The organism is Serratia rhizosphaerae, from assembly GCF_009817885.1.
Classification (GTDB): domain Bacteria; phylum Pseudomonadota; class Gammaproteobacteria; order Enterobacterales; family Enterobacteriaceae; genus Serratia_B; species Serratia_B rhizosphaerae.
In genome coordinates this window covers 4096973-4109841 of record NZ_CP041764.1, presented here as the reverse complement: position 1 = coordinate 4109841, position 12869 = coordinate 4096973, and the positions used below count along the sequence as shown (strand labels likewise).

The following is a 12869-nucleotide window of genomic DNA, read 5'->3' as shown; positions in this document are numbered from 1 at the left end:
ATGCTTTATGCCATATCTTTGAGCCGCCAATGACTTTTATCGCCTCTTTTTTTTCCGGCGCTCCAATTATAGCCAGCCATTAAAAAATAGTATTAGCCTCCCCTATAAAAACAATCCGCAATAAAAATTCGCCAATATTTTTTGGGAATATCCACCGTCATCCATGTATAATAAACCCTCGACCGTTTAGCCGCGTCGTTATCTGAATCACAGCCGGCAAGAAGAGATGATGAATAAACATTTAATAACTAATGCCCCCGAGAATAACACCGATGCGTGCATGGTTAAACGCCCGGTCTGGCAGCGCGATAACCTGCAACAGGCGGAAGACGACTGGCTGGCGGAAGAGGTGCCGGTCGCGCTGGTGTATAACGGCATTTCCCACGTGGTGATGATGGCGACACCGAAGGATCTGGCAGCCTTCGCCGTCGGTTTTTCCCTGTCGGAAGGCATTATCGCCTCCGCCGACGAGATCTATGATATTCAGCAGCACCCTGCCTGCAACGGCATCGAAGTGCATATCGAACTCTCCAGCCGGCGCTTTATGCAGCTGAAAGAGCGCCGCCGCAGCATGACCGGACGCACCGGCTGCGGCGTTTGCGGCGTGGAGCAGCTGCAGGACGTCACCCGCCCCATCGCCCCGCTGCCGTTCAGCCAACGTTTTGATTTAACACAGCTTGATGCCGGGCTGGCGCAGCTGAAAAGCTATCAGACCGTCGGGCAGCTGACCGGCTGCACCCACGCCGCCGCCTGGCTGCAGCCGGACGGCAACCTGAGCGGCGGCTATGAAGACGTCGGCCGTCACGTGGCGCTGGATAAGCTGCTGGGATACCGCAGCCAGCAGGGTTGGCAGGCCGGCGCGGTGCTGGTCTCCAGCCGCGCCAGCTATGAAATGGTGCAAAAAACCGCAGCGTGCGGCATTGAAATTCTGTTCGCCGTCTCCGCCGCCACCAGCCTGGCGGTTGAGGTGGCCGAGCGCTGCAATCTGACCCTGGTCGGCTTCAGCAAGCCGGGGCGCGCCACCGTCTATACGCATCCGCAGCGTCTGTGGCGCTCCGGCAGCGCATAAGCTCGCTGTTTCCGGCCCCCGGCAGGGCCGGTTTTATTTTTTTTCGGAGAAAAACATTACCTCTGGCGTAATAAATTAATCAGGAAGCTGTCCGTCATCCGGATGGATAATAAAAATCCGTCATTGATTAAATAGCTTATTCTCAATGACGCCACTATCCGTTAAAATATAACCTATTATTAATCCCATAAAATATTTCAGTAAAAATCAGGAAATATTGACCTTATGATCATTCGTCCAAACCAGCACTGGTTTTTGCGCCTGTTTGACTGGCGCGGCTCGGTGCTGTCAAAAATAACCTTTCGTCTGGGCTTAAATGTCCTGATGTCGATTATCGCCATTGTCTTTTATCAATGGTATGAGCAATTCGGCATCCATTTAACCGTTGCCCCTTTCAGTTTGCTTGGGATCGCCATCGCCATTTTTCTCGGCTTCCGCAACAACGCCGGCTACAGCCGCTTTGTCGAGGCGCGTATGTTATGGGGCACGCTGCTGATCGCCGAACGCACCCTGCTGCGCCAGTTGCAAAACCTGCTGCCGGAAGAGAAAGCGCTGCACCGCCATATCGCCCGGTATCTGATAGCCTTCGCCTGGAGCCTGAAGCACCAGCTGCGCCACACCGATGCGACCGCCGATTTGTACCGCATTCTGCCGAAGCCGGCGTTTGCAGAAGTGAACGCCAGCCCGATGCCGACCAACCGTATCCTGCTGCTGCTCGGCCATGAAATCGGCCGGCTGCGTCAGGCCGGCCGGCTCAGCGACATCACCTACAAGATGCTGGATAATAAACTCGACGAACTCGCCCACGTACTCGGCGGCTGCGAACGCATCGCCAATACGCCGGTGCCTTTTGCCTATACCCTGATCCTGCAGCGTACCGTGTACCTGTTTTGCTCCCTGCTGCCCTTCGCGCTGGTGGCCGATCTGCACTACATGACGCCGTTCGTCTCGGTATTTATTTCCTACACCTTCCTGTCCTGGGACTCGCTGGCCGAAGAGCTGGAAGACCCGTTCGGCACCACCGCCAACGATCTGCCGCTCAGCGCCATCTGTAACGGTATTGAACGCAGTCTGATGGAAATGAACGATCAGCAGCCGCTGCCGGCGTTGCATAAACCGGATCGCCACTTCAACCTGACCTGAGCCGCCAACGATAAAAAAGCCTGTCGAAACAGGCTTTTTTGATCATCCACCGACGGCGCGGGAAACAGGTTATGCAATCCGCTGAGTTGATCTGCTCGTGGTGCGGGTAATTTTTACCGGGACGGATTTTGAGGTGGGCGTACCGGTACCGTCGCCGATGCTGTTCATCGGCACCAGCGGGTTGGTTTCCGGGTAATAGGCGGCCAGGTTGCCACGGGGAATGGCGTAGCTCACCAGTTTGAAGCCGCTGACCGCTCGCTGCACGCCGTCGTTCCAGATGGTTTCAATATCCACCAGATCGCCGGCCTGATAGCCGGCCGCAGCGATATCCTCCGGGTTCATAAACAGCACTTCGCGCTGGCCGTAAACGCCGCGGTAACGGTCATCCAGGCCGTAAATGGTGGTGTTGTACTGGTCATGGGAGCGTAACGTCTGCAGTACGAACGGCACGTCCTGCTGCGTCGCCAACTGCGGGAACAGCGTGGCCGGCAGCGGCGCATGGCTGAACTGCGCCTTGCCAGACGCCGTCGGGAAGCGCAGCTCGGCGGCCGCATTGCCCAGGTAAAAGCCCCCCGGCTGCTCGCACTTGCGGTTAAAGTCGCTAAAGCCCGGAATGGTGGCGGCAATATGGTCGCGGATCTTGTTGTAATCCCCGGCCAGTTCCAGCCAGTTGATGGTCGGCGTATTGCCGAACGCCGCGTTGGCGATGCCGGCGACGATCGCCGTTTCAGAGCGCTGGCTGTCAGACAGCGGTTTACCAATACCTTCGGAGGCGTGCACCATGCTGAAGGAGTCCTCCACAGTGATAAACTGTTTGCCACCGGCCTGAACATCCTGCTCGGTGCGCCCCAGCGCCGGCAGAATCAGCGCGTCTTTTTTGCCGGTCACCAGGTGGCTGCGGTTAAGTTTAGTGCTGATATGCACGGTCAAATCGCAGTTGCGCAGCGCCTCTTCCGTGCGCCGGCTATCCGGCGCCGCCGCTGCCAGGTTGCCGCCCAGCGCGATCAATACCTTAACCTCGCCGCGCAGCATGGCGCTCAGCGCATCCACCGTATTGTGGCCGTGGGCGCGCGGCGGCTCGAAGCCAAAGTGCGCGCCCAGGCTGTTCAGAAAGGCGGCCGGCGGCTGCTCATCGATGCCCATGGTGCGGTTGCCCTGCACGTTGCTGTGGCCTCGCACCGGACACAGACCGGCGCCCGGTTTGCCCAGCTGGCCGAACAGCAGCTGCATGTTGACGATCTCACGCACCGTCGCCAGCGAATGTTTATGCTGAGTGATGCCCATCGCCCAGGTGCAAATCACCCGTTCGGCGTGCTGATAAATCTCTGCCGCTTCGCGGATTTGCGCCTCGCTCAGGCCGGACTGCCGCTCGATAAACGCCCAGCTGGTGGCCGCCACTTCCTGCAGATAGCGCTCCACGCCCTCGGTATGGTCGGCGATAAACTGCGTGTCGAACAGACCGGATTGCCCGGCGGCGATGCGCGCGTGGTGGGTTTCCGCCAGCGCTTTCACCATGCCGCGCACCACCGCCATATCGCCACCCAGGTTCGGCTGGTAATAGCGATGGCTGATTTCGCCGGCCATCGGCGTCACCACTTCCAACGGTTTTTGCGGGTCGGCAAAGCGTTCCAGCCCACGCTCGCGCAGCGTATTGAAGGTGACGATGCGCGCGCCGTGTTCTGCGGCATGGCGCAGGCTGTGCAGCATGCGCGGGTGGTTTGTGCCGGGGTTTTGGCCGAAGACAAAGATGCCGTCCGCCTGGTCGAAATCCTCCAGGCGGATGGTGCCCTTGCCAACGCCCAGGCTTTGCCGCATGCCGAAGCCGCTGGCTTCGTGGCACATGTTGGAGCAGTCGGGGAAATTATTGGTGCCCAGCACCCGGCCGAACAGTTGATACAGCCACGAGGCTTCATTGCTGGCGCGTCCGGAGGTGTACAGCTCCAGCTGGTTCGGATTCTCCATCCCCTTGATGTGTTTGCCAATCAGGGCAAAGGCGTCATCCCAGCTGATGGGTTCATAATGATCGGTGGCGACGTTATAGCGCATCGGCTCGGTCACCCGGCCCTGATACTCCAGAAAATAATCGCTTTCCAGATAAAGGCGGCTGACGCGGTGCGCGGCGAAAAATTCGCGATCGACGTGACGCCGCGTCGCTTCCCAGGTCACCGCCTTGGCGCCGTTCTCACAGAAGCTGAAGGTGCTTTTATTATCGTCACCCCAGGCGCAGCCCGGGCAGTCAAACCCTTTGGATTTATTCATCCGCATCAGATTGACCATGTTCTTCAACGCTTGTTTGCTATCAAAAACAAACCGCGTGGTGGCTTCCAATGAGCCCCAACCGCCCGCGGCCGCTTTATACGGCTTTATTTTTGACTTGAATTTCATAATTGTCTCGATGTCTTTTTAATCAACAACCGGACACTGACTCATCAATGTTTTTATTTGCGCCCGGCTATTTTCTGCGATGTAAAATCATTTTACCTTCGGATAACATACCGTCAAATTGGTTAACTTTATGGCGCAATAGATACGGTCTATCACTCACGATATCGACCTATCTCACTGTATTTAAATGAAATAACATGACATTCATGATGTGGAGGAAATATCCAATCGATATCGTGACGATTTTGGCGCTCGCTACTTTTTACTTCTAAAATATCAGTGGCATTCTCACTTTTACGGCAAAGGACTCATGAACAACCATAATTATGATTCACAAGCAGTTTTTAGCCCGATAACGCGCAGCGCCATTTTTATTGTCGCCACCCTTAACCCCGCCCCTGAACACTACGACACGGTACGCGACTGGTGCGCCGACGTCGCCGCGCTGGTTCGCTCGGTCGGGAAAAGAGCGCCGGCCGGAAAATTATCCTGCGTCTGCGGCTTCGGCTCCGGCGCCTGGAATACGCTGTTCGGCCAGCCGCGCCCCGCGCAGCTGCACCCGTTTCGCGAAATAGGCGCCGGCGGACGCGTCGCCGTCGCCACGCCGGGGGATATTCTGCTGCATATTCGCGCCGATGATATGGATCTCTGTTTTGAACTGGCGACCCAGCTGCTGGACAAACTGGGCGACGCCGTCAGCGTGATTGATGAAGTGCACGGCTTCCGCTATTTCGACCAGCGCGCGATGATCGGCTTCGTCGACGGTACGGAAAACCCGGAAGGCCGAGAAGCCGTTGATTTTACGGTGATTGGCGAAGAAGACGCCGAGTTTAGCGGCGGCAGTTACGCGCTGGTGCAAAAGTATCTGCACGATATGACGGGCTGGAACGCCCTGAGCGTGGAGCAGCAGGAAGGTATTATCGGCCGCCATAAGCAGTCCAATATTGAACTGGACGACGATGTGAAGCCCTCCTCCTCCCACAGCTCACTCACCACCCTTGAAGACGAGTACGGCAATGAGGTAAAGATCCTGCGTGATAACATGCCGTTCGGCCGCCCGGGCATGCGTGAGTTCGGCACCTATTTTATCGGCTATGCGCGCTCGCCGGAACCGATTGAACAGATGCTGGAAAACATGTTTATCGGCCGGCCGGAGGGCAATTACGACCGGCTGCTCGACTTCAGCCACGCGGTGACCGGCAGCCTGTTCTTTATTCCGTCGGCGACGCTGTTGGAGCAGTTATCAACGCGCACGCTCCCCGTCAACCTGCACTGATTCCGGTAACGGCGTACGCCATAAAAAGTTAACCTCTACAGCAGCAGCGCCAGCTCCATCGCCGTGCGCTGCAGCAGCGGCAACACCCGTTCGCGCAGTTCCTGCGCCGACACCTGCGAGGCATTGACGCCGACGTTCATCGCCGCCACCACGCCGCCTTTGCGCGAGTGCATCGGCACCGCGATGGAACGCAGGCCAATCTCCAGCTGCTGGTCGTTAATCGCATAGCCCTGGCGCCGCACCCGGGCCAGCTGTTCGCGCAGCTGCGCCTCGCTGACGACGGTATGCGGCGTCAGCGGCTCCAGCGTCACCCGCGACAAATACGCCTCCAGCTGCGCTTCATCCAGCGCGCTGAGCAGCACCAGCCCCATCGACGTGGCATAGGCCGGCGGGCGGCTGCCGCGCCCGAGATCGATGGTCATAATGCGCTTTACCGAGGCGCGGGCGATATACAGGATATTGTCGCCGTCCAGCGTCGCCACCGAACAGGACTGATTAAGCTGCTTGCTCAGGTAATCCAGTGAATTCTGCGCCGCCTTCGCCAGCTCCGAAGAGGACAGATAGGCGTGCCCCAGGGTCAACACCCGCGGCAGCAGCCGGTAGTGGCGGCCGTCGGGGCAGTGCACAAACCCCAGCGCCTTCAGCGTGTACAGGCAGCGCCGCACCGCCGCGCGCGGAATGCCGGTAATCTGGCTGATTTCCGACACCGACATCTGCGAATACTGCGGCTTGAAAGCCTGCAGCACTTCCAGCCCGCGCGCCAGCGACGCCATAAAGTTGGGGTCGCCCTTATATTTATCATTGCTCAGCTCGCCGATCTCCTGCAGCCGCTGCAGTTCGCCGTCGCCTAATTCCGGCATATCGCTCATTCCGCCTCTCCTTTCCGTTAATAATCATGCAAATAGCGTCTTACGCCGGCGAGTGCAACCGTCTGCTACAGCAAATGGGTGAATTAGTTAGCTGCATCACAAAATTAACATCAAAATAACAAACCGTCCGATAATCGCACAAAGATCTGATATTCGCACTTGCTGGTGATTTTTTCCTCCCCTAAGTTGAATTCAAGCCAGGCCATATGGCGTTAAAGAATCAGCCTACCAAGGAGAAGAAATGATTAATAAAAGCGTGCAGTCCACCGACGCCGCCGTTGCCGATATTCCCGACGGCGCCAGCGTGATGGTGGGCGGCTTCGGTCCGGCAGGCCAGCCTTATGCCCTGCTGGACGCCCTGATCCGCCGCCGCCCGCGCAACCTGACGGTGATCAGCAACAATGCCGGCAACGGCGATTTCGGGCTGGCGGCGCTGCTGAAAGCCGGCTGCGTACGCAAAATCGTCTGCTCATTCCCGCGCCAGTCCGACTCCTGGGTGTTTGACGACCTCTACCGGCGCGGGGAGCTGGAGCTGGAGCTGATCCCGCAGGGCAACCTGGCGGCGCGCATTCAGGCAGGCGGCGCCGGCCTCGGCGGTATCTATACCCCGACCGGCTACGGCACCCAGCTGGCGGCAGATAAAGAGGTGCGCGAAATAGACGGCCGGCACTATGTGTTCGAACTGCCGCTGAAGGCCGATTTTGCCCTGATCCGGGCCGAGCGCGCCGACCGCTGGGGCAATCTGGTCTATAACCAGACCGGCCGCAACTTCGGCCCGATCATGGCGATGGCCGCCGGCTGCACCATTGCCGAGGTCAATCATCTGGTGCCCCTGGGTGAACTGGATGCCGAAGCGGTGATCACGCCGGGGATTTTCGTGCAGCGCGTGGTCAGCGCACCGTCCACCCCACAACGGCTTTCGGCCTGAGGATCCATCATGTCAAAACTGACGCATCAACAGCTGGCCGAACGTATCGCGCGTGATATTCCGGAAGGGGCCTACGTCAATCTGGGCATCGGCATGCCGACCCAGATCGCCAACTATCTGCCCGCCGATAAAGAGATCTTTTTACACAGTGAAAACGGCATCCTCGGCATGGGGCCGGCGCCGGCGGCCGGAGAAGAAGACCCCGAACTGATTAACGCCGGCAAGCAGCCGGTGACGCTGCTGCCGGGCGGCTGTTTTTTCCACCACGGCGACTCCTTCGCCATGATGCGCGGCGGCCATCTGGATATCTGCGTGCTGGGGGCCTATCAGGTGTCGGAACGGGGCGATCTGGCCAACTGGAGCACCGGCGCGCCGGGGGCAATCCCGGCGGTCGGCGGCGCGATGGATTTGGCGATCGGTGCGCGTCAGGTGTATGTGATGACCGAGCACCTGACCAAAAAAGGCGAGTGCAAAATCGTCAGAGAGTGCAGCTATCCGCTGACCGGCGTCGGCTGCATTACCCGCATCTACAGCGACCTGGCGGTGATCGACGTCACCGACCACGGGCTGGTGGTGCGCGAGATTTTTGCCGGCCTGACGCCGCGCCAGCTCCAGGAGGTCACCCCGGTTGAGCTGACTTTTGCCCTGCAACACGGAGAACAACACGATGACTCACGCTTATCTGTGTGACGCGGTGCGCACCCCGTTCGGCAAGCTGAACGGCAGCCTGGCCGGGATCCGCGCCGACGATCTGGCGGCGCTGCCGCTGCAGGCGCTGCAGCAACGCCACCCGCAGCTGGACTGGAGCGCGCTGGACGATGTGCTGCTCGGCTGCGCCAATCAGGCCGGCGAGGACAACCGCAACGTGGCGCGCATGGCGCTGCTGCTGGCCGGGCTGCCGGTTTCCGTACCCGGCTGCACCGTCAACCGTCTGTGCGGCTCCAGCCTGGATGCGACGGCAATGGCGGCGCGCGTGATTAAAAGCGGTGAAGGCGACCTGCTGATCGCCGGCGGCGTCGAGAGCATGTCGCGCGCGCCGTTCGTCATGGGCAAAGCGGAAAGCGCCTTCAGCCGCACCATGCGGCTGGAAGACACCACCATGGGCTGGCGCTTTATCAACCCGCAGATGAAAGCGCTGTACGGCGTCGACTCCATGCCGCAAACCGCCGAAAACGTGGCGGAGCAGTTCCGCATCAGCCGGCAGGATCAGGACGCCTTCGCCCTGCGCAGCCAGCAGCGCGCCGCCGCCGCGCAGGAAAGCGGCTTCTTCGCCAGCCAGTTGATCGCGGTAACCATTCCGCAGAAAAAAGGCGAGGCGCTGAGCTTCAGCCGCGATGAACACCCGCGCGCCACCAGCCGTGCGGCGCTGGAAAAACTCAAGCCGGTGGTGCATCCGCAAGGCAGCGTCACCGCCGGTAACGCCTCCGGGCTGAACGACGGCGCCTGCGCCCTGCTGCTGGCCAGCGAACGCGGTATGCGCCGGCACGGCCTGCAGCCGCTGGCGCGCATCGTCGCCAGCGCGGTCACCGGCATCGAGCCGTCGATTATGGGTTTCGGCCCGGCGCAGGCGGTGCGTAAAGTGCTGGCAAGCGCCGGCCTGCGCCTCAAACAGATGGACGTGATTGAGCTGAATGAGGCCTTCGCCGCGCAGGCGCTGGCGGTGACCCGCGCCCTGTCGCTGCCGGACGATGCGCCGCAGGTTAACCCGCACGGCGGCGCTATCGCACTCGGCCACCCGCTGGGTGCCTCCGGCGGCCGGCTGGTGATGAATGCCGCCTATCAGTTGCAGCAAAGCGGCGGACGCTACGGATTGTGCACCATGTGCATCGGCGTCGGTCAGGGTATCGCCATGATTATCGAGAGGGTGTGATGGAGATTGAATACCGCCTTGACGGCCCGGCCGGCGCGCCGCTGCTGGTGCTGTCCAATTCGCTGGGTACTACATTGGATTTGTGGCAGTCGCAGATGGCGCTCTTTACCGCCCATTTCCGCGTGCTGCGCTATAACCAGCGCGGCCACGGCGGAACGCCGCTGCCCGCCGCCCCGCTGACGCTGGAGATCCTTGGCCGCGATGTCGTCGCCCTGCTCGACAGCCTGGACGTTGAACGCGCCCATTTCTGCGGCATTTCGATGGGCGGACTGACCGGCCTGTGGCTCAACCGCTATCAGCCGCAGCGCCTGCAGCGGCTGGTGGTGGCCAACAGCGCCGCGCGCATCGGCAGCGCCGAAGGCTGGCATCAGCGCGCGCAGACGGTGCGCCGTGACGGCCTGGCGGAGATTGCCGCCGCGTCGCCGGCGCGCTGGTTCAGCGAGGAATTCCAACGCCGCGAACCGCAGCAGGTGGCGGCACTGGCCGCGCAGCTGGCACAGGGCAACGCCGCCGGTTATGCCGCCTGCTGCGACGCGCTGGCGCAGGCGGATCTGCGGGCCGAAGTCCGCCACATGCCGCAGCCGATGCTGGCGATCGCCGGCGAGCTGGATCCGGTCACCACGCCGGACGACGCACGCTTCCTGTTGGCGAACGCGCCGCAGGCGGAACTGGCGACCCTGCCCGCCTCGCACATCAGCAATATTGCGTGTCCGGCACTGTTCGCCCACCGCGTACTCGACTTTCTGACAGAGGTATAACCCATGACGCTGTGTATTGAACGCATTGAAAGCTGGCTGCTGGATATTCCCACCATCCGGCCGCACAAACTGTCGATGGCGACCATGGGCTGCCAGACGCTGACCATCGTTCGTCTCACCTGTGCGGGCGGCCTGGTCGGCTGGGGCGAAGCCACCACCATCGGCGGCCTGAGCTACGGCCCGGAAAGCCCGGAAGGGATCAAGTCCGCCATCGATACCTATCTGGCGCCGCTGCTGACCGGCCAGCAGTTTGACGGCCTGACGCCGCTGGTCAATCTGATGAACGCCAGCGTCAAAGGCAATACCTTTGCCAAATCGGCGCTGGAGACCGCGTTTCTCGACGCGCAGGGCAAAGCGCTGCGTCAGCCGCTCAGCACCCTGCTCGGCGGCGCGCAGAGCCGGCAACTGCCGGTGTTGTGGACGCTGGCCAGCGGCGACACCGAGCGCGATATCGCCGAGGGGCAGCGCCTGCTGGCGGAAGGCCGCCATAACGCCTTTAAACTCAAGATCGGCGCCAGACCGCTGGCCGACGACCTGCGCCACACCGCGGCGATCGTCCGGGCGCTGGGGGCCGACGCCAGTATCCGGGTTGACGTCAATCAGGCCTGGGACGCCGCCAGCGCGGTGCGCGGCATGGCTGCGCTGCAGGAGATCGGCATCGATCTGGTGGAGCAGCCGGTGGCGCTGTGGGACCGCGCCGCGCTGACGCAGCTGAGTCAACGGTTCACCCTGCCGATTCTGGCCGATGAAGCGGTAGCCGACGCCCATGACGGCTACGCGCTGGCCGCCGGCGGTTTCCGCGGCGCCTATGCGCTGAAAATCGCCAAGGCCGGCGGCCCGGCGCAGGCGCTGAAACTGGCGCACGTCGCCGATGCGGCCGGCATCGCGCTGTACGGCGGCACCATGCTGGAAGGCAGCATCGGCAGCGTGGCGTCGCTGCACGCCTGGTCAACGCTGAAGCTGGCCTGGGGAACGGAAATGTTCGGTCCGCTGCTGCTAAAAGACGACATCATCGCCGAACCGCTGAGTTTCGCCGACGGACAGGTCACGCTGCCGGACGGCCCGGGCCTCGGCATTGAGGTCGATGAAGACAAACTGCGTTTTTATCAGCGCACCTAGAGGAGCCTGCCTGATGTTGTTCAAAGTTGAAATGTCCGTGCAACTGCCGTCCGATATGCCGGCCGCCGTCGCCGATGAGATCAAACTGCGTGAAAAGCGCTATGCGCAAGAGCTGCAGACGCAGGGAAAATGGCGCCACCTTTGGCGCGTGGCGGGAAAATACGCCAACGTCAGTATCTTTGACGTGGAAAGTAATAGCGAACTGCACGATATCTTATCGGCGCTGCCGCTGTTCCCGTATATGGAAATGCATATTGAGGCCTTGTGCCGACATCCGTCATCCATTTACGACGACGATAAATAAAGCAGAAATAATTCATCTCCACGGGTTAGCCGGTTATTTTCGGCGCCGTAAACCCGAGCTCAGCCCGAATAATTGCGATGCGCCGCTGCCGGCCATCGCCGTTATTTACGGCTCTATTATAATGAGGAGTCTGCAATGTCCGTATCCTTCAATCAGTCTGAAGACGTCAGCAAGCTGCTGGATATCAGCAGCGGTTTAACCGGAAACGACGGCGATCCGCGTTTTAAAGCCATCACCCGCCAGCTGCTGGGTAATATCTGTCAGTTGATCGACGACTTTGATATTAGCGCCGAAGAGTTTTGGCGGGCGATTAACTATCTGCATCAGCTCGGCGGCCGTCAGGAAGCGGCGCTGCTGGCGGCCGGCCTGGGGCTGGAGCACTATCTGGATATGCGTGAGGACGCGCGAGAACGCCAGCAGGGTCTGAACGGCGGCACGCCGCGCACCATCGAAGGGCCGCTGTATGTCGCCAATGCGCCGCTGAGCGACGGCTACGCACGGATGGACGACGGTACGGACAGCGGCGAAGTCATGTGGCTGCACGGCCAGGTCAGCGACCAGCACGGCCGCCCGCTGGCCGGCGCCATCGTCGATATCTGGCACGCCAATACGCTGGGCAACTATTCGTTCTTCGATAAGTCGCAGAGCAATTACAACCTGCGTCGCCGGGTGAAAACCGACGCCGACGGCCGCTACGCGGTGCGCAGTATTTTGCCCTCCGGTTACGGCTGCCCGCCGGACGGCCCGACGCAGGCCTGGCTCGATCGCCTTGGCCGCCACGGCAACCGGCCGGCGCATATCCACTTTTTTGTTTCCGCTCCCGGCCACAAGCACCTCACCACTCAGATCAACCTGAACGGCGACCGCTACCTGTGGGACGATTTTGCCTTCGCTACCCGCGATGAACTGATCGCCGATCCGATCAAAATCAGTGATCCGGCGCTGGCCGCACAGCGCGATCTGCCCGGCGAACATACCGAAATCCGCTTTGATTTCATGATTTACGCCGCCGGCGACAGCGCAGAGGAACAGCGAATTAAACGCCCGCGCGCGCTGGAAAGTTAAACCGGAAAAAGAACAACAATAATACCTGCGCCATGGGGAATAAATTTCCCCAGGGCACCCTACGCAACGTGATTAACGAGGTC

General features: G+C 60.6%; 12 protein-coding genes. 10 read left to right on the top strand and 2 right to left on the bottom strand.

Translation table 11 applies throughout. From position 1 onward, the window contains the following. The first annotated feature begins 280 nt into the window (after positions 1 to 280). Both fdhD and FO014_RS19020 read left to right on the top strand, forming a co-directional pair. Positions 281 to 1069: a formate dehydrogenase accessory sulfurtransferase FdhD gene (fdhD, locus tag FO014_RS19025; protein ID WP_246167995.1), complete on the top strand. Its 789-nt coding sequence runs from the start codon at positions 281 to 283 to the stop codon at positions 1067 to 1069. A 225-nt stretch (positions 1070 to 1294) separates the two neighbouring features. Beyond that, a complete protein-coding gene (locus tag FO014_RS19020; RefSeq protein ID WP_160030647.1) occupies positions 1295 to 2212 on the top strand; it encodes a bestrophin family protein in 918 nt (305 codons plus the stop codon). A 69-nt stretch (positions 2213 to 2281) separates the two neighbouring features. Here the strand turns inward: FO014_RS19020 and FO014_RS19015 are convergent, their stop codons facing one another. Continuing rightward, positions 2282 to 4597: an FdhF/YdeP family oxidoreductase gene (locus FO014_RS19015; RefSeq protein WP_160030646.1), complete on the bottom strand. Its 2316-nt coding sequence runs from the start codon at positions 4595 to 4597 to the stop codon at positions 2282 to 2284. A gap of 310 nt (positions 4598 to 4907) precedes the next feature. On the opposite strand from FO014_RS19015, the gene FO014_RS19010 reads away from it, so the two are divergent. Next, entirely contained in the window at positions 4908 to 5873 is a 966-nt protein-coding gene (locus FO014_RS19010; RefSeq protein WP_160030645.1) for a Dyp-type peroxidase, read from the top strand. A 35-nt stretch (positions 5874 to 5908) separates the two neighbouring features. Here the strand turns inward: FO014_RS19010 and FO014_RS19005 are convergent, their stop codons facing one another. After that, complete coding sequence (locus FO014_RS19005) at positions 5909 to 6742, bottom strand: IclR family transcriptional regulator domain-containing protein (RefSeq protein WP_160030644.1); 834 nt, start codon at positions 6740 to 6742, stop codon at positions 5909 to 5911. Positions 6743 to 6983: 241 nt separating this feature from the next. Between FO014_RS19005 and FO014_RS19000 the strand changes: the two genes are divergently transcribed. The 7 genes from FO014_RS19000 to catA all read left to right on the top strand — a co-directional run bounded on the left by FO014_RS19000 (position 6984) and on the right by catA (position 12786). Then, positions 6984 to 7670 (top strand): 3-oxoacid CoA-transferase subunit A, encoded by a 687-nt coding sequence (locus FO014_RS19000; RefSeq protein ID WP_160030643.1) that lies wholly within the window; start codon positions 6984 to 6986, stop codon positions 7668 to 7670. Between the two features lie 9 nt (positions 7671 to 7679). After that, positions 7680 to 8360 carry a 3-oxoacid CoA-transferase subunit B gene (locus tag FO014_RS18995; RefSeq protein ID WP_111736841.1) on the top strand — a complete coding sequence of 227 codons (681 nt, stop codon included), beginning with the start codon at positions 7680 to 7682 and terminating at the stop codon, positions 8358 to 8360. Next, positions 8338 to 9540 carry a 3-oxoadipyl-CoA thiolase gene (gene pcaF, locus FO014_RS18990; protein WP_160030642.1) on the top strand — a complete coding sequence of 401 codons (1203 nt, stop codon included), beginning with the start codon at positions 8338 to 8340 and terminating at the stop codon, positions 9538 to 9540. Before FO014_RS18995 ends, pcaF begins: the two co-directional genes overlap by 23 nt. Further along, entirely contained in the window at positions 9540 to 10298 is a 759-nt protein-coding gene (gene pcaD, locus FO014_RS18985) for a 3-oxoadipate enol-lactonase (protein ID WP_160030641.1), read from the top strand. Before pcaF ends, pcaD begins: the two co-directional genes overlap by 1 nt. Positions 10299 to 10301: 3 nt before the next feature. Beyond that, entirely contained in the window at positions 10302 to 11417 is a 1116-nt protein-coding gene (locus tag FO014_RS18980) for a muconate cycloisomerase family protein (protein ID WP_160030640.1), read from the top strand. Between the two features lie 13 nt (positions 11418 to 11430). Continuing rightward, a complete protein-coding gene (gene catC, locus FO014_RS18975; protein ID WP_105231665.1) occupies positions 11431 to 11721 on the top strand; it encodes a muconolactone Delta-isomerase in 291 nt (96 codons plus the stop codon). 135 nt (positions 11722 to 11856) lie between these two features. Continuing rightward, the gene (gene catA / locus FO014_RS18970) at positions 11857 to 12786 is read left to right on the top strand and encodes a catechol 1,2-dioxygenase (protein ID WP_160030639.1); all 930 of its coding nucleotides are present in this window, start codon (positions 11857 to 11859) and stop codon (positions 12784 to 12786) included. The last annotated feature ends 83 nt before the right edge of the window (positions 12787 to 12869 follow it).